At 62.2% G+C, this 19,615-nt stretch carries 1 protein-coding gene; it reads right to left on the bottom strand.

Annotated elements, in window-relative coordinates:
- Positions 1-288: 288 nt before the first annotated feature.
- Positions 289-18,750: an Ig-like domain-containing protein gene (locus tag MKZ79_RS00715; protein ID WP_336139210.1), complete on the bottom strand. Its 18,462-nt coding sequence runs from the start codon at positions 18,748-18,750 to the stop codon at positions 289-291.
- Positions 18,751-19,615: the final 865 nt, after the last annotated feature.

Below are 19,615 nucleotides of genomic sequence, written 5' to 3'. Positions count from 1 at the left end.
GCCATTAACCTCAATGACTTATGGTCATAAAGAAAGGTGAACAGTCGACGCCGGATAGGGGATAAGCTAGTCTCAGGAGACATACTTTACTACTGGTGTAAATCTGGAAAGTTGTCTGAAACACCATTATTTCTTAATAATGTCTTTACGGTCACTTTACGAAAAAATAATAAAACTTTCCTTTCCTTTCGTTTTATTCAGCCTGTTTTCGCCGCCCGTAATAATAACTCCTTCTAATATATAGATGTCCTGCGCGAGCAGCGTTTCGCTCGCGCAGGACTTGCTTTACTACACCAAATGAACCTGCAGATTATGCTGAATCAGCACGTCGCCCAGCGTGTTGGCCGCATCCAGCGCCGAGTTGTGATAGACATCAAATGTCTGCCCATCTACCGTGCGTTGTGCGGTCGTGGCCCAGGTGCCGCCGTCGCCGTTAGCCAGTGTGACCTGATCGCCTGTTACCCCCTTGATGATGAGATCGTCACTCTGTTTATCGGTGATGTTCAGCGCCTCGTTGAGATCCAGCTTGACGCTGTTGGTGCCGCTTTGGCCTAAGTTGATGATTTCTATATGCTCTACCTTCAGTCCGAGCGCGGTGAGATCCAGCGTCATATGTTCGCCGTTGAGCACCAGCGTATCGGTGCCCGCGCCGCCGTCGATATGCGTGAAGTTCAGCGTACTGAGCGTCACGGTATCGCTGCCGCTGCTGCCCGTTACCGAAGCGCCCTCTACCGTCTGCCCATCCGCCAGCGTGACCACAACGCCGCCAATGCTGTAGCCGCTGTCGTCAATGACGGCGGCGCTACCTGAAGAAGCGCTATCGCTTACCGTGGTGGTGGCGTCAGTAGTAGTGCTATCCGCAGTCACGCTGGCAACGCTGTCGCTATCACTGCTCTCTGTGCTCACCGTCGCCGCTCTTGCGGAAACCGTTACCGCAGAAGCGTCGGTAGTGCCGGAATCGCTGGTGTCCGCAGAGGCGACGGCGACAGCATCATCCGCCGCTACCGCCAGCAGAGCCGTTGCGGCGGCAGTGCCGGTTGCCGGCAGCAGCGAGCCCAACAGCAGCGTTGTCGTGGTGGTAGTTGGGTTACCTGCCACGTCGGTAGCCGACACGGTAACGCGCGAGTTCAGATCGAGCGTGCTCAACAGTCCGCCGGTGAATTTCACGCTATAGCGGCCCAGCGCATCCGTTGTGGCGGTTTGCGTGGTGCCGTTCAGCGTGACGTTGACCGTAGAGCCTTGCGCCAGGTTGAGCGTGCCGCCGGTAATGGTCAGGCCGGTAACCAGAACGCTCACCAGACTCGTTACCGGATCGACGCCAACTACCGGCAGGTTGTGGGTCTTCGCGGTAAAGGTGTCGCTGCCGGTCGAGGTGTTGCCTACCGCGTCGGTCACGGTGGCGGTGATGGTATAGCTACCGTCCGCCAGCGCTTTCAGCGTCGCTGAAGGGATAGAAACGCTCCATGCGCCGTTTGCGCCTACCGTTGTGGTAAAGGTATTTCCCGCCAGGTTCACCGTCACCGTGCTGCCTACCGCGTTGGTCGAGGTGCCGCTGATGGTTTCGGCAACGTTGGCTTCGCTCAGATTGAGATAGTGATCGCCGCCGAATACCGTGCTGTTGGTGATAGCCACGCTTGGCAACGTATGGGTTTTCACTATCGCCGTATCGGAACCCGATCCGGTGTTGCCGACGGCGTTGGTGACGCTGGCGGTCACCGTCGTGGTGCCGTCCGGCAGCGCGGCCAGCGTCGCTGCCGGTACGGTTACGCTCCAGGTGCCGTTAGCGCTGATGGTGGTGTTCAGCGTTGCCGTACCGACACGCACGGTCAGAATCGAGCCTTCGGCATTGCTGGAGGAACCGGTGATGGTTTGCGCGCTCTGCGCATCGGCGGCGCTCAGCAGGCCATCGCCAAAGATGCTGGAAATGGTAACCGATGGCGGCGTCTGGGCGATAACCACCAGCTGCCCGGTGTTGCTGGCGACGTTGCCGTAGCTGTCCGTGACCGAGGCGTTGACCGTCAGCACGCCGTTAGCCAGCGCGCTAAGATCCGCTTTCGGCACGTTCAGCGTCCAGCCGCCGCCGCTGTTAACCGCGGCGGTGTAGGTTTTGCCGTTCAGCGTCACGGTGACGATCGATCCTGCCGACACGTTGCGAGTGGTACCGCTAATGGTCTGGACGGTGTTGATATCGTTAGCGCTGAGCACGCTGTCCCCGAATACGGTGTTCACCGTCAGGCTTGGCGTAGTGTGAATGCCGACCCGCACGCCCGCACTGGTATTAGCAGTGTTGCCGACCGCATCGGTGACGGAGACGCCTACCGTCAGGTTGCCGTCCAGCAGCGTGCTGAGAATGGCTGGCGATACCTGCGCGCTATAGGCGCCGTTGGCGCCGACCGTGGTGGTCACCGTGGTGTTGCCCAGGCTGATAGTAACCGTCGATCCCTGCGCAACGTTGGTAGCCGTACCGCTGATGGTCTGCGTCACCAGTGATTCCACCAGGTTAAGCACCCCGTCGCCGCCGAAGACCGGATTCAGCGTCACTGTTGGCAGCGTGAGGCCGACCACCGCGCCAGCCGTAGCCGAACTGGTGTTGCCCGCGCTGTCGGTGACGCTGACGCCAACGGTCAGGTTGCCATCGGTCAGGCCTTTCAATATCGTCGGCGTCAAGGCGACGCTGAAGCTGCCGTTCGCCGCCGTCGTGGTGACAAGCTGCGTGCCGCCGACCGAAACCACCACTCTGGAACCTGCTTCGGCATTGCTCACGGTGCCGCTGATGGTCTGGCCCAGCGCCGCGTCCGCTGCGTTCAGCAGGCCATCGCCAAACAGCTGCGCAATACTGACAACCGGCGCGGTTAGCTTAGCGACAAGGTTGCCCGTGGTGGAAGCGCTGTTGCCCGCCGCGTCGGTGACGCTGGCGCCCACGGTCAGGGTGCCGCTGGTCAACGTCCCCAGGATGTCTGGCGTGACCGTGGCCGTGAAGGCGCCATTCTGTCCTACCGTTGCCTGCACAGTTGAGTTGCCCAGCGTCAGGTTGATGGTCGAGCCAGCCGCCACGTTATTGACCGTCCCGCTGATGGTCTGATTGGTCAGCGCGTCCGCGATATTCAGGATGCCGTCGCCAAAGATCGGGTTAAGCGTAATCGACGGCTGCGCGGTAAAGATGCCGATGGTCGCGGAGGTGGAAGAGGTATTGCCCGCCGGATCGGTAACCGATACGCCTAACGTCTGATTGCCATTGGTCAGCGCCGTCAAATCCAGCGCCGGAATAGTAACGTTCCAGGCGCCGCCAGCCTGCAGCGTCGTTTGGTAAGTTTTACTGCCCAGCGTAACGGTCACAGTGGAACCTGTGGTGCCGTTGATAGTGCCGCCAACGGTCTGCGCTACCGCCGCTTCCGCAATATTCAGCAGATTATCGCCGCCAAACAGGCCGGTCAGCGCGTTGATGACCGGCGCTTCCAGAATGGTGGTGACGGTTTCGCCCACGGTACGGGTATTGCCCGCCGCGTCGGTCAGCACAATATTCAGCGCGGTGTCGCCATCGCTTAACAGACCAAGCAGGCTTGGTGGCACCACCAGCGCGAAGCGGCCGTCCTGGCCGACGTTAGCCGTCAGCGTGGTACCGCCCAGCGCCAGCGAGACGGTTGCGCCGATCCCGGCTGAGGTCGCCACACCGGTGATGGTTTGCGCGACCGTAGTATCGACCGCGTTCAGGAAGCCATCGCCAAAGACGGAATCCACCACCAGATTCAGCGCCGCGTTGACGACTTTATTCACCGTCAGCGTGGCGTCGGTGGCGTTGCCCGCCGCATCGCTAACCCGCAGGCCGAACACCAGCGTGCCATCGGTGAGGCTGCCCAGCACTTCCGGCGTTAAATTCAGACTGAAGGTGCCGTCCTGATTGACCAGCGCCGTGGCGATTGGCGAGCCGTCGCCCAGGTAGAGGCCGATAGTCTGACCTTCCGCGCCGCTTGCCGTACCGGTCAGCACCTGCGTGGTCAGGATGTCCGTCGCGTTCAGCAGGTTGTCGCCCAACAGCGCGTCCGCCTGAATCACCGGCGCGCCGGTGTCGACCGTAAAGTCGCGCGTCACCGTGCCGGTGTTACCCGCCGCGTCGGTCAGGGTGGCGTTAATGGTCTGGCCGTTTTGCGCCAGCGCCAGCAGATCGCCTGAAGGCACCGTAGTTGACCAGCTGCCGTCCGCCTGCACCACCGCCGTGTAGGTTTTGCTGTTCAACGTTACCTCGACCGCCCGGCCCGCTTCGCTGGTAGAAGCCGTGCCGCTGATGGTCTGGGTCGCCGCCGCTTCCGTGCCGTTCAGCACATCATCGCCCGCAAAGGCGTTGATGGTCACCGTTGGCGCAATGCGATCCACCAGCACCTGGCTGCTGGTACTCAGCGTGGTGCCCTGATCGGTGTTCAGGGTGGCCGTTACCGTAGCCGTTCCTTCGGCAATATTCGCTACCGTATTCGGCACGGTCAGCGTCCAGGTGCCGTTTTCGCTGTTGACCGTGGCCGTGGCGGTTTGCGCCACGCCATTAATGCTTACCGCTACGGTGCCCGTTACCACGCCGCCGGTGGCGGGCAGATTGGCGAAGGTGCCGCTGACCGTCAGCGTCGCGCCATCCGTACTGTTAATAATGTTGTCGCCGGAAATGGGGTCCAGCGTCAGGAACGGCGTTGCTGGCGGCGTCAGATCCACCGCCACGCTGGCGGTCGCTGTGCCAGCGTTGCCCGCCACGTCAGCCACCGTCGCAGTAATGGTGCCGGTATCGCCAGTGTTGCCCAGCTGCGCCAGGATTTCCGGCGTCAGGTTCACCGACCAGCTGCCGTCAGCGGCGACCACGCCAGTCACGGTCGCCGTGCCGATAGTGACCGTGACCGGCTGGCCTTCTTCCGCGCCGGTGGTGGTACCACTCAGCGTTTGTGTGGTCAGGCTCTCCTGATAGGTCAGCGCGCCATCGCCGGTAAACGGCGTGATAGCGACAGTCGGCAACGCCGTATCAAGAGTAAAGCTGCCCGTCGCCGTCGCGGTATTGCCGCCCACGTCCGCAACCGTCACGGTGTAGTTCTGCGCGCCCTGAGGCAGCGTGCTCAGCTGCGCTGGCGTCAGCGCCAGCGTCCAGTTGCCATCCGCACCCACCGTCGCCGGATAGTTAGTCCCGCCCAGCGTCACCGTTACCGTTTGACCGTCGCTCGTTAATCCCGTAGTGCCGGTTAGCGAAGCGCCAGCCGCCACGTCCGCAGCATTGAGGTAGGTATCGGCAAACGGCACGTCCAGCGTCGGCGTCGGCGCAGTCAGCGCTGCGGTAAAGCCGAGCGTGCTGGTGTTGACGTTGCCTGCCGCATCAATAACGGTGACGTCTACAGTGTGCGTGCCGTCATTCAGCGTGCTCAACGCGCCTGCCGGTAAATCCACTGTCCAGTTGCCGCTGGCGTCTACGCTGCCGGTATAGGTAATGCCGGCCACGTCGATTTGCAGCTGAACGCCCTGATTTGCGCCGGTCACGCCGGTAGTCCCTGCCAGCGTAATGGCTGAACCCGCCTCGGCGATATTCAGAATGCCGTCGGTAAACAGCGGTGAGCTGATGGTCGGCTGCGGCAGCGCCAGCAGCGCGTCGAAACTCAGCGTCGCCGTGTCGGCGTTGCCCGCGCTGTCGGTGGCGGTGACCGCAAAGGTATGGTTGCCGCTGCCCAGCGCCGTCAGCTGTTCGGAAGTGAGATCCAGCGTCCAGTTGCCGTTATCGTTGACGGTGGCCGTCAGCGGCGCGCCCCCATCAATAGCGACGGCGACCGTCTGTCCAGCCGCTACCAGGCCGGTGTTGCCGCTCAGCGTCTGCGTTGTCGCCGCTTCCGCAACGTTGAGCAGGCCATCGGTGAACGGCAGATCGATAGTGACGGCAGGCAGCGCGTTAACGGCCACCAGCGCCGTATCGCTGGCCGTGGCGACGTTGCCTACGGCGTCCGTAACCGTGACCGTAATCGGCAGCGTGCCGTCCGGCAGCGTCGTCAGTACGCTCGCGCTCAGCGGCAGCGTCCAGTCGCCGGTAGCGGGATCGACCGTGGCGTTATAGGCAGTGCCGTTGATATCGACGCTGACGGTTTGCGCGCCGGTGGCGCCCGTGTTGCCGGTCAGCGTCTGCCCCGCTGCCGCTTCAGCGGCGTTCAGCACGTTATCATTGAAAGGCGCGGCGAGCGTCGGCGACGGCAGGCCGGTAACGATGGCGGTATAGGTCAGCGCGCTGCTGCTGGCGTTGCCCGCGGCGTCAGCGACCGTAACGTCGATGGTGTGTTCGCCGTTGCCCAGCGTGGCTGCCAGCTCAGGCGTCAGCGTCGCTGTCCAGTTACCGTTGTTGTCTATCGTGGCAGGAATGGTGGTGCCGTCGATAGTCAGCGTGACCGTCTGGCCTGCGCCGGTAACGCCGGTGCCGCCGCTGATAATTTGCTCGACGCCCGCTTCGGCAGCATTGAGCAGACCGTCAGCGAACGGCGTGTTGATGGAGGCTGTCGGCACCGTCGCCGCCAGCACCTCAACGCTGGCTGCCGCCGTTGCCGGGTTGCCCGCCACGTCCGCGCTCGTTACCGTCAGCTGATAGAGGCCATCGGCCAGCCCGCTGAGCGTGCCTGCCGGCACCGTAGCGCTCCAGGTGGCGCCGTCGGGATTGACTACGCCGTTATAGGTCTGATCGCCGAGGGTTACGGTGACCGCCGTGCCGGCCGCAAGGTTGGTCGCCGCGCCGGTCAGCGTTTGCTCCGCCGCCGCTTCGGTGGCGTTGACCAGGCCGTCGGTAAACGGCGTGTCCAGCGTCAGCGTCGGCAGCGCGTTAATCGCTACGTTAAGATCGGTGATATTAGTGGACACGTTGCCGCTGGCGTCCGTTACCGTGACAGTAAGCGGATTTGAGCCGTCGCTGAGCGCCGCCAGATCGCCATTGGCGATAGTCACGCTCCAGGCACCGTTCTCATCCGCCGTGGCCGCGTAAACTTTGTCATTAAGGGTGACGCTAACCGGCAGGCCAGCTTCGGTCGTGCCGCTGACCACCAGACCGGCCGTCGCTTCCGCCGCGTTCAGGATGTTGTCGGCACCCGCGCTGAGCGCCACTTCCAGCGTCGGCGCAGCGGTATCGACGGTAAAGTCGGCAGTTGTTGTCGCCACATTGCCCGCCGCATCGCTGCCGCTGGCGGTAAAGGTATTGCTGCCCTGCGCCAGCGCCTGCACATCCGCCGCAGGCACGGTCGCCGTCCAGTTGCCGTCTGCGTCAACCGTGCCGGTATAGGTCGCGCCGTTCAGCGTGACGGTAACTACGCCGCCTTCCGGGATGCGCTGGCTGGTGCCGGTAATCTGCACGTCGCTTTGCGCTTCCTGACTGTTAACAACATCGTCATTGGTTACCGGATTAACGGCTATTGTCGGCAGATCCGCCGTCTGAGCGACAACGGTAAAGGCAGCGGAAGCGCCACCGATATTGCCTATTTCATTCACTACCGTGGCGGCGAGCGTTTGCGCGCCGTCGTCCAGCGCGCCGATATCAGCTGCCGGTATCGTGGCAGACCAGCTGCCATCGGCCTGAACCACTCCCGTATAGGTCGTACCGTTAAGCGTTACGGTTACGGTCTGCCCTTCGGCGGTGTTAGTGACGGTGCCGGTCACGATCAGATCCGCGCCCGCTTCGCTCTGGTTCACATAGCTGTCGCCGCTGATCGGATCGAGCGTTAACACTGGCAGAACTGCCTGGCTGGCGGTAACGGTGACCGTCTGCGCCAGAGCAGTGACGTTGCCCGCCGCATCCGTCAGGCTGACGCCGACCTGATAATCCCCATCCGCAATACCCTGAGTGACGCTGGAAGGCAGGTTGACCGTCCAGCTGCCGTCATCCTGCACCGTCTGCTGATAATTTATGCCGTTAAAGGTGACGGTGACCAGCTGGCCCGCTTCGCTTGTGGAAGCCGTGCCGGTAATGGCAACCGGCCCCACGCTTTCCGCCGCGTTGATGGTGTTGTCGCCCGCGATCGGATCGAGCGTCAGCGTTGGCGCCGTATAGTCGACGGCAATAGCGGAGGTAATCACGCCCGTATTGCCCTGCGCATCGGTGGCGGTCACGGTGAGGGTCTGAACGCCTTCGCCCAGCGCCTGCAGCGTGGCGGCGCTGACCGGCAGCGTCCAGCTACCGTCGTTAGCCACCGTGGCGGCGTAGTCCGTTCCGGCGATATTGACCGTAATAGTTTGGCCTGCGCCGGTGGCGCCGGTGGTGCCGCTCAGCGTCTGGTCGCTCTGCGCTTCGGTAAGGCTGACATAAGTGTCGCCGAACGCCGTATCCAGCGTTGGCTGCAGCGCTACAGTGGAAAGCGTAATATCTGTCGCGGCCGTCGCCGTGTTGCCTGCCGCGTCGCTAAGGGTGACGGTAAGCGGATAAGTACCGTCCGGCGAGGCCTGTAGCAGACCCGCTGGCAGCGCCAGGCTCCAGCTGCCGTCCGCCGCGATGGCGGTAGTGTAGTTCTGTCCGTTCAGGGAAACGGTGACGATCTGCCCTTCTTCCGCGCCTGCGCTGCCGCCGCTGACGGTAATGTCCGCCGCAGCTTCGCTGGCGTTGACCACGCCGTCGCCCGCTATCGCATCAAGCGTCAGGGTCGGCGCGACGGTATCCACGGTGACCGGCACGCCGACCGAGCTGGTGTTGCCGGCAGCATCGACGACGGTGACCTGCAGCGTCGTATCGCCCTGCGGCAGCGCCTGCAGTTTCGTGGCTGGAAGAGTGATGCTCCAGTTGCCGTTACCGTCCACCACGCCGGTATAGGTGGTGTCGCCCACGACCACGGTGACGGTTTGGCCGTCGCCCGCCACGCCAGTGGAGCCGGTTAGCGTGCGATCGCCCGCCGCCTCAGCGGCATTCAGGACGCCGTCGTTAAACGGCGCGTCTGCCGCCGCCGCTGGCAGCTCGTTAACCTGTACGTTAAGCGTGCCGGTTGTGGTGGCCGTCGCGCCGCCGGTTTCGGTCACGGTAGCCGTCAGCGTGCTGGCGCCATCCGCCAGGCCCGCCAGCGCGGCGGCCGGAATAACCACGTTCCATGTTCCGCCGGCACCTACCGTGCCGGTAAAAGTCTGGCCGTTAAAATCAACGGTCACCGCCGCGCCCTGCGGCACGCCTACGGAGGTGCCGGTAACGATAAGCGGATCCTGCGCCTCTGTCGCATTCAGGTAGCCGTCACCGCTGAGCGGATCGAGGCTGATACCGGCGGCAGTACTGTCTACCGTTATATCGTAACCGAGGGTAGCCGGATTGCCCGCCGCGTCGCTGACCGCCAGGGTAAAGGTGGCCGTACCATCGGCCAACGCGGCCAGCGCTGTGGAAGGGATCGCCACGCGCCACGCGCCGCTGGCTTCCACACGGGTAAAGTAAGCCACGCCGTTCAGCGTCGCAGTAAGCTGCTGGCCTGCCTCAACGTTGGTAGTGGTGCCGCTAAGATATTGTGCGGACTGCTGCTCGGCACCGTTAAGCGCGTCGTCGCCGGTGAAAGGATCGACAGCGATTGTCGGCAGCGCGGCCGCGCTGGCTTTCACCGTCAGCGGGCTGTCGGTAGTGGTGGCGTTGCCTGCCGAATCGGTGGCGGTGGTGGTCACAACGTAGCTGCCGTCCGGCAGAGCCGCCAGATCGGCGCCCGGAATGGTTAGCGTCCAGTTGCCGTCCGCATCGGCCGTTGTGGCATAGTCGGTGCCGTTCAGCGTGACGACGATAGCGGCGTTCGCCTCGCCTGTTCCGCTAACAGGCAGATCGTTAGCCTGCTCGGCCGCGTTGACGATATTGTCGTCGGCGATAGCGTTAACGGTCACCGCAGGCGGCAGCGTATCCACGCTAAGGGTTAGTGCGGCAGTCGCCGTATTGCCCGCCGCGTCGCTGATGGAGACAGTGGTAATCGTGTCGCCCTGCGGCAGCGTCTGCAGTATTTGCGGCGGCAGCACAACGCTCCAGTTACCGTCGCTGTCGACGGTACCGGTGTAGAGATTGCCGTTAATGGCGATACCAACGCTCTGGCCGTCGCCCGTCACGCCAGTGGTGCCGGTCAGCGTCTGGGCCACGCCAGCCTCATCCGCATTCAACGTGCCGTCGATGAACGGCGTATCTGTACTTAGCGTCGGCAGCGTGGCGATGGCGACATTCAGCGTCGCTTCGGTAGCGATCGCGTTGCCTGCAGCATCCGACACGCTGGCGCTGACGGTCTGCGCGCCATCCGGCAGCGTGGCCAGATCGGCGGCCGGAACGGTCAGGCTCCAGCTACCGCCGGTGGTTACGGCTGTGGTGTAGTCGACGCCGTTAAGCGTTACCGTAACGGTATTGCCTTCAGGCACGTTCGATACCACGCCGCTGATGGTCAGATCGCTCTGCGCTTCTGTGGCGTTCAGATAGCCGTCGTTGCTAATTGGGTTGATGGCCAGCGCGCTGATGTCGGTATTGACATCAAAGCTGCCGGAGGCGGTCGCCGGATTGCCCGCCGCGTCGCCCACGGAAACGGTGTAGTTTTGCGTGCCCGACGGCAGCTCCGCCAGCGTCGCTGCAGGAATAGTGATGCTCCAGGCGCCGCTGGCCTGCACTTCGCCAGTGTAGGTCTGGCCGTTCAGCGTAACGGTCACGATCTGACCAGGCTGAACGTTAGTGGCAGTGCCGCTGAGCTGCTGGCTGACCTGCTGTTCAGCGCCATCCAGAATGTTGTTACCGGCGAAATTATCCAGCGTCAGCGTCGGCAGCGTGTCGGCGTCGGCTACCACCGTCAGCGCGCTCTGCTGAGTCGTGACGTTGCCCGCCGCGTCGGCCGCCGTAACGGTTAGCGTGTAGTCGCCATTGGTCAGTCCGGCCAGATCGGCTGCCGGAATATCCAGCGTCCACTGTCCGTTAGCGCCCGCCGTGGCGGTATAATCTGTTCCCTCCAGCGTGACGGTAATGGTCGCGCCGTTTTCCGCCGTCCCGCTGACGGTAAGCGGCTGCGCCTGCTCTTCGGCATTCAGCAGGCCATCGCCGCTAAGCGGATTAACCGTTAGCACCGGTGCGATTAGATCGACCGCCAGCGTGCTGGTTTGCGTAGTGGCGTTGCCCGCCGCGTCTGTCGCGGTGACGGTGACCGGGTAGCTACTGTCGGTCAGCGCCAGCGTATCCGTGGCCGGTACGGTAATCGTCCAGTTGCCGTCGCCGTCCACGGTAGCGCTATAAATATTGCCGTTCAGCGTTACCCGCACGCTGTCGCCTGCGGTGCCCGTGCCGGTGATATCCAGCGGCTGAATCTGTTCGGCGGCATTCAGCAGGTTATCCCCGGAGATCGCTTCCACGCTCAGTACCGGCGCGGCGGTTGCCAGCGTGACGGTATAAGGAAGAGCCAGCGTACCGCCGCCCGCAGGCGAGGCGGTCACGGTAAGCTGATAGTCGCCGTCCGCCACGCCAGCCAGCGCCGACGCCGGAATAGCCGCGCTCCACAAGCCGTTGGCGCCGACGGTCGCCGGGTAGTCCGTTCCGTTAAACGTTACCACGACTGCCGTAGTGTCATCCGGCACGCTGCCGGTCACGGTGACCCCTTGCGCCGCTTCGGCGGCATTGATGATATCGTCGCCGGCAACCGGATTGATAATCAGCGCGATATCCACGCCGGACGCCAGGGTGATGGTGGAGTCCTGACTGGTGGTGTTGCCCGCTGGCGAGGTCGCCGCCACGGTCAGCGTGTTATCGCCTTCGGTCAGGTTGGCCAGCGTGCTGGCCGGTACGCTGACCGACCACTGACCGCCAGCCGGTACGGTAGTGGTAAAGGTATCGCCGCCCAGCGTGACGGAGATAGTGTCGCCTTCGCTGCCCGAGCCGGTAATAGTTTGCGCCTGAGCCTGTTCGGCGCTGTCAATGGTGTTGTCGCCGGTAACCGGATCCACCGTAAAGGTCGGTGCCGCCGTATCAACAGAAACGCCAACATTTTGCGTAACGACGTTGCCGAAAGCGTCGCTGGCGTTCACCTGCAGCGTATAAGGGCCGTCAGCCAGCGCGGCGAGATCGGCAGCAGGCACGTTCAGGCTCCAGTTGCCATCCGTATCTACCGTGGTGGTGTACTCCACGCCGTTCAGCGTCGCGGTAATATCGTTGCCTGCGGTTCCCGTACCGCTAATTGCCAGTGGAGCGCCCTGCTCCTCCGTGTTGATAATGTTATCGCCGCCGGCCACCGGATCGAGCGTCAGCGCTGGCAGCGTAGTAGCAACGGTAATAGTCGGCGCTGGCGTAATGGCGGCGGTATTGCCCGCCACGTCGCTTACCGTCACCGTGACCGCAGACTGGCCCTGTGGCAGCGCCTGCAGCACGGCTGGCGCCAGATCCAGCGTCCAGATGCCGGAGCTGTTGACGGTGGCAGTGTAGTCCGTGCCGCCAATGTTCACCGTCACCGTCTGGCCGTCGCCCTCCTGGCCCGTGGTGCCGGTGAGCGTCTGCGCCACGCCCGCTTCATCACTGGTTAAAATGCCGTCGGTAAACGGCGTTTCCAGCGTAGGAGTCGGCACGCGATCGACATAGACATTCAGCGAGCTTTCACTGGTGACGGTACTACCGTCCTGCGCCGTCACGCTGGCAGTCGCCGTCTGTGGGCCTTCCGGCAGCGCCTGCAGATCCGCTGCCGGAACGGTTACCGTCCAGCTGCCGTTAGCGGCTACGGTGCCGGTGTAGGTTTGTCCGCCGAGAGTAAAGGTCACCGTGCTGCCTTCCGCGACGTTCGCCGCTGAACCGGTGACGGTCAGATCCGTCTGCGCCTCAAGCGCATTCAAATAGCCATCGTCGCTCAGCGGATCGAACGCCACGCTGCTCAGGGTATTGTCTACGGTGAAGGTTTTATCCACGGTGCTGCTGTTGCCCGCCAGATCGGTCACGGTAACGCTGAGCGTCTGCGTGCCGTTGGCGAGCGCGGCGAGATCGGCAGCCGGGATCGTGACCTGCCAGCCGCCGCCTGTTTGTACCGTGGTGGCGTAATCGACGCCGTTAAGCGTGACCGTTAACGGCTGACCCGCTTCGGCATTGGTCACCGTACCGCTAAGCAGCTGATCGGTCTGCTGTTCCGCCCCGTCGATAATATTGTTATCGGTCAGGTCGTTGACGGCGATAACCGGCGCGCTGGTATCCACCACCAGCGGCGTACTGGTGACGGTAGTATTGCCCGCCGCGTCGCTGGCGGTAACGGTCAGCGTATAGCTGCCTTCCGCCAGCGCGTTCACCGCCGTGTTCGGCACGGTCAGCGTCCACTGACCGTCGGCGCCGACGATAGCGTTATAGGTGGTGCCGTTCAGCTCGACGGCAACGGTGTTGCCGGTTTCGCCTGTTCCGCTGACCACCAGCGGCTGGCTGGTTTCGGCGGCGCTAAGGTAACCGTCGGTAGAGACAGTGTTCACCGTGACCGCTGGCGGCGTCAAATCCACATCCAGCGTGCGGGTCAGCGAGGAAACGTTGCCCGCCGTGTCCACCACGCTGACTGAAATCGGATAGCTGCCGTCGGTCAACGCCTGCAGCGCCGCCGCCGGCAGTTCGATGCTCCAGCTGCCGGTACCGGCGACCGTGGCGGTATAGGTGACGTTATTCAGCACCAGCGTCACTACGTCGCCCGCTTCGCCGTTGCCTGTCACCGTCAATGCCTGGCCCTGTTCCGCCTGGTTCAGGCGATTGTCTTCCGCAATCGCGTTCAGCGTCAGCACTGGCGTGGCGGTATCAACAGTAAAGGTATTGATCAGTGATGAGGTGTTGCCTGCCGGATCGGTGGCGGTCACCGTCAGCGTGTTATCGCCCTGCGGCAGTCCCTGGAGTACCGCGTTCGGCAGCGTCAGCGACCAGTTGCCGTCTGCGTCGACGCTGGCGTTGTAGGTAATGCCGTTCAGCACCACGCTGACGCTCTGGCCGCTGCCGCCGACGCCGGTCGTGCCGGAAAGCGGCTGATCGCTGAGCGCTTCCGCGCCGTTCAGCGTGCCGTCGACGAACGGCGGGTTCAGCGTGACGGTGAAGTCAGGGTTGACGGCGGCATCCAGGCTCTGCGTGGTGGTGAGCACATTGCCGTTGATGTCGGTCGCCGTCGCCGTAACCGTCTGGTTGCCGTTTGGCAAACTGCTCAGCGCGCTGGCCGGAACGGTGACGCTCCAGCTACCGTCATTATTGGCGGTAGTTTCATAATCCGTATTGTTGAAACGTACCAGAATGCGCGCGCCAAAAGCGACGAAACGGGTGCTGCCGTGGATCACCAGCGGATTTTGCGCTTCGGCGGCGCTGATAGCGTTGTCGTCGCTGATAACGCCGATGGCGATGGCGCTGAAGGTGTTATCAACGGTGTAGCTGCCTGCCGCCGTAGCGGTGTTGCCCGCCACGTCAGCGACATCTACGGTAAAGGTTTGCGTGCCGTTAGCCAGCTCGTAATAGGCCGTCGCCGGAACCAGCACGCTGTAGCTGCCGTCCGCCTGCACCGTGCCGGTATACTGCTCGCCGTTCATGGTCAGGGTAACGATTTGTCCCGCCTGCACGTTGGTGGTGTTGCCGGTCACCAGCTGATTGAGATCTTTTTCCGCACCGTCGAGCACGCCGTCGCCCGTAAAGGCATTAACGGTGATGGCTGGCTGCGAACCGGCGTCGGCTACCACGGTCAGCGGCCGCAGGCTCGATGTGGCATTGCCCGCGCCGTCAGTCGCCTGCACGCTGACTGAATAGGTGCCATCCGTCAGCGCAGTGACGTCGGCAGCAGGCACGCTCACGCTCCAGTTGCCATTGGCATCCGAAACCGCATTGTAGGTCAGACCGTTGAGCGTGACGACAATCGCGGCACCCGCTTCGGCGGTGCCGATTACATCAAGGGCGGCGGCGTGTTCCGCCGTGTTCAGATAGCCGTCGCCGGAAACCGGCGCGATAGTCAGCGCTGGCGCAACGGTATCCAGCGTCAGCGGCGTCAGCGAAGTGGTCTGGTTGCCGCCCGCGTCCGTCGCGGTGACGGTGATATCATATTTACCGTCCGGCAGCGACTGCAGCGTGGAAGGCGCAATCGCCAGGCTCCAGTTGCCGTTGGCGTCCGCGCCGGTGAGATAAGTTACGCCATCCAGCACCACGCTAATAGTACTGCCCGCCTCCGCCGTGCCGCTGACGTTTAGCGGCTGATTCTGCGTCTGCGCGTTGATTACGCCGTTATCGCCCGGTACGGCGACATCCAGCGCTGGCGCGGCGGTATCCACCGTTACCGGCGTGGTTGAGGAAGCCGTGTTGCCAAGCGAATCGGTGACCGTTACCACGATGTCCGTCGTGCCGTCCTGCAGCGACTCCAGCGCGGGAGGCAGTAGCGCCACGCTCCAGTTGCCGGTAGTGGAGTCTACCGTAGCGGGATAGCTTACGCCGCCCACCGTTACCGTGACCGCCTGATCGGGGAAATTTACGCCGGTGTTGCCAGTCAGCGTTTGCGCTGCGCTACTTTCCGCCGCGTTGAGAACGCCGTCGCCAAACGGCGAGTTAAGGATGATCTCTGTCGGGAATGAGGTACGCACGGTTACGTCGCTGACGCTGGTCACCGGATTGCTGTTGGCATCCGTGCCGGTAACGGTCAGCGGATAGCTGCCGTTGGCGATGTCGGCCAGCGCCGCAGCGGGCACGGTAACCGTCCAGCTGCCGTCCGGGTTAATGGCCGTCGCATAATCGACGCCGTTAAAGGTCACGGTAAGCGGCGTAGCGGCGGCAAGCCCGGCGCTGCTGCCGCTGACAACCAGGTCGGACTGCGCTTCCGCGGCGTTGATAGCGTTATCGCCGCTAACCGGCGAGACGGCAAGCGTGGGCACGCTATTATCCACGGCCACATCGAAGCTGCCGGTGGCATTGCCGGTATTGCCCGCCGCGTCGCTTACGGTAACGCTATAGTTCTGCGTGCCGTTGGCCAACGCCGACAGCGTAGCGGCTGGCAGCGTAATGTTCCAGTTGCCGCCCGGCTCCACCGTGCTGGTATAGGTCGTGCCATCCGCCAGCGTGAGGGTAATTGGGCTACCTATGGCTACGTTGGTTGCGGTGCCGGTCAATACCTGATCCACCGCGACTTCCGCGCCGTCGAGCGTGCCGTCAGCGGTCAGTTCATTAAGCGTGATAATCGGCGTAGTGGTGGCATAAGTCACCGTGGTGTAGGTTTCGCTGGTGTTGCCAGCCGCGTCGGTGGTGACCACGGTGACCACGTAGGTGCCGTCTGCGATAGCGGCCTGGCTGTCCGCGCTTAAGGTCGCCGTCCATGCGCCGGTGACCGGATCTACGGTAGCAGGCACATCAACGCTGTCGAAGCGCACCAGCACCGTGCTGCCCGGCTGCGTGGTGCCGGTAATATCCAGCGCCTGCGCCGCTTCACCCGCGTTAATGTAGCCGTCGCCGCCCAGAGGATTAACGGTTGCCGTCGGCGGCGTAACGTCCACGCTCAGTGGAATGCTCTGCGTGCTGCTGTTGCCGTAGCTGTCGGTCGCCACCACGCCGATAGCGTAGTCGCCATCGGCGAGCTGCTGCAAATCGGAGGCCGGAATATTAACGCTCCAGCTGCCGTCAGGATTGACCGTGGTGTTGTAGGTGACGCCATTCAGCGTCACGGCTACGCTCTGGCCATCGGCGCTGACGCCACTCAGCGTCAGCGGTTGGGTAACATCATTTTGATTCAGCGTGCCGTCCGGCTGGGTAACGGTAAGCGCCGGAGCGGCGGTCGCCACATTGACCGGCGTGGTCGACGTGCTGCTGTTGCCGGCTGGATCGGTTACCACTACCGTAATGTCGTTGCTGCCCTGCGGCAGATTCTGCAGCGTGTTGGCCGGAAGGGTGACGCTCCAGCTGCCGTCGTTGTTTACCGTGCCGGTATAGTCAGTGCCGCCGACCGTCGCGGTAACCGTTTGTCCGGCGCCCGCCACGCCGGTATTCCCCGTCAGCGTCTGATCCGCGCCTGCTTCATTACCGGTTAGCACGCTGTCGCCGAACGGCGCGTTAATACCGGCATTCGGCTCGGTAGTCGCCACGTTAAGCGAAGCGGCAGAGCCATTCTGTACCACGGTGCCGTCTGCCAGCGTCGCCGATGCGATAACCAGATTAGGCCCCTGCGGCAGCTGCTGCAGATCGGCGGCCGGAACCGTGGTGCTCCAGCTGCCGTCAGCGGCGACGTTGGCGTTGTAAGAACGTCCGCCCAGCGTTACCCGAATCACCGTTCCGGCAGGCAAACCGGTTGAAACGCCGCTAACGGTAAGATCGGACTGCGCTTCCGCAATGCTGAGATAACCGTCGCCGCTCAGCTGGCCGACGCTGATGCTGCTGGCATCTGCTGCCTGCACGGTGAAATCTCGGGAGGCGGTCGCGGCGGTGCCTGCCGCATCGGTGACGCTGGCGTTGATAGTCGCCGTGCCAGCCGCCAGCGCCTGCAGCGCGGTTGTTGGTACCGCCACGCTCCACGCGCCGCTGCCGTCAACGGTGGCGGTATAGGTCTGTCCGTTCAGCGTAACGGTAACGGTCTGACCCTGCTGTACGTTGGTGGTGGTGCCGCTGATGGTCTGCGACTGCTGCTGTTCGCTGCTATCCAGCACGTCATCGCCTGCGAAGGCGGCGACAGTAATAGTTGGTACGGAAGCAGGAGCGTTAACGGTAAAGTCGTGCGTGGTGGTTGCGGCGTTACCCGCTGCATCGGTTACGGTAGCGGTGATGGTCGTTGTGCCTGCCGCCAGCGCCTGTAATGCGCTGGCAGGAACCGCCACGCTCCATGCGCCGCTGCCGTCCACGGTAGCACTATAGGTCTGTCCATTCAGCGTAACGGTAACGGTCTGACCCTGCTGTACGTTGGTGGTGGTGCCGCTGATGGTCTGCGATTGCTGCTGTTCGCCGCTATCCAGCACGTCATCGCCTGCAAAGGCGCCGATAGCGATCGAAGGCGCGCCGGGCGTTACCGTGCCGGCTTCAACGGTAAAGGTATCGGAGGTGGAGGTAGTGACGCCCGCGTTGTTGGTCACGCTGACGGTCAGCGTGTTGCTGCCGTCGGGCAAGGCGGCCAGCGCGGCGGCGGGAACGGTGATGCTCCAGCTGCCGTCAGCGGCGACGGTCGTGGTGTAGGTCACGCCGTTAAGCACCACCGTCACCGTGTTGCCCGCTTCCGCGCCGGTAGTGGTGCCGTTCAGCGTCTGATCGGCGTTTTTCTCCGCGACCGTCAGCGTATCGTCGCCGGTAAAGGGATTGACGATAATGGTCGGCGTGGCCGCTGGCGTATCGTCTCCGCCACCGCCGCCGCCGCCACCACCACCGCCGTTAGCCAGCGCGGCGACACCTGCCGCGCCCAGCCCCAGAGCGCCAATACCGGCCGCCGTGACCACGCCGGTCGTCGCGCCGGTATCGGCCAGCAGCAGCGGCTCCAGCGAGCCAAGCGACTCATACTCCGGCGTAAGCGCCATCGCTGTCTGCGCATCGGCAAATTCAGTAGTGATCGGGAACAGAGCATGTTCCGGCGGATTGACGCCATCATCGAAAACCAGTTCGCTGTGATCGCCGTCAACGTCATCGAAGAAGAATTGCTGGTAGCGTTTAACGCTGCCGTCGCGCATATGCACAATGAGGTCGTTACCCTGGCGCTCAAATTCCGTCACCATCGCACGAGTACCGTGGATCCTGACTACGCTAGGTTGATTCAGAAGGATGGTATTGTTGGAGTTCCCTGCCGCGATTTGAGAAAGAACGCTGCCATCGTCGCGCGAAAGTATTTCCACGCTGCCGTCAGTAAGCTGTGCCATAGTAACCTCTTATGCACCAAACATTTAGATGTTCCGCGCGCAAACATAAAGAAATACTTTAGTATTGCGCGCAAAGTAATAGTTCACCCTGTCCGAAGACCGGCGGCTTTACCTGGTGCATGAAGTTCCCAGCGGGGATGAAAATGTAAAAAACAAGTTAAAAAGAGGCGCTGATACGCTATTTATTTTTACTTTCGCCTTTCTGATAGTAAGAAAAACCGGCTCGATCGCCGTGATTAATCTTTATCGTAAAGATAAATATTTTTTATCCACCCCATTCGGTCGCCACAAAACGAACCGGTAAATATCAAGAAAAACTGATGTGATGAATGGTTAATAAATTGATTTGGCTTAAGGTTTTTATTTGCGTAAATGTAAAAATGGGAGGATATTTTGTAAAACTCTGCGTCTGGACCGGGCGGGATTTTTTTTACGTTAGCGCAAAATTTTATCTGTTTATGTGAAAGCTGGCACAGAGGAACAGCTGGCCAGGCGCGCAGAATATACACGGAGTCAATACGCGATAGCTTCGCCTTTTCGCCTGTTTTCTATCGCGGGCCAATGATTTGAGTTAAGTCGCAATCGAGGCCGATCTACCAGGAGTTATCTGTAAAATCGCCTTTAGCTACAATATTTGGTTAACAGCGCCATTTTTTCAGGTTATTTAACACCAACGCCTGTGGCGCTGTGGGTTTGCCTTTAGTTTGTTTATGCTCTACCTACGGCCCGTTCTTCTTTAATTTAGCGAAATGTGATAAAAAGTAGCGTTTACTGCGACAAGCTTTTAACGGAACTTATGACGATTCAGGATGCCGGAACCGCGAGCGCAAATGCGCAGGCAGCACGACGATCAAACGCCTGGCTT

Source organism: Erwinia sp. CGal63, assembly GCF_037026505.1.
Lineage (GTDB): Bacteria > Pseudomonadota > Gammaproteobacteria > Enterobacterales > Enterobacteriaceae > Erwinia.
The sequence above is the reverse complement of the archived record's forward strand: the minus strand, read 5'-3'. Positions and strand labels throughout refer to the sequence as shown.

Coding starts and splice junctions, on each gene's coding strand:
- MKZ79_RS00715 (WP_336139210.1), bottom strand. CDS start 18,750: ATGGCACAGCTTACTGACGGCAGCGTGGAAATACTTTCGCGCGACGAT.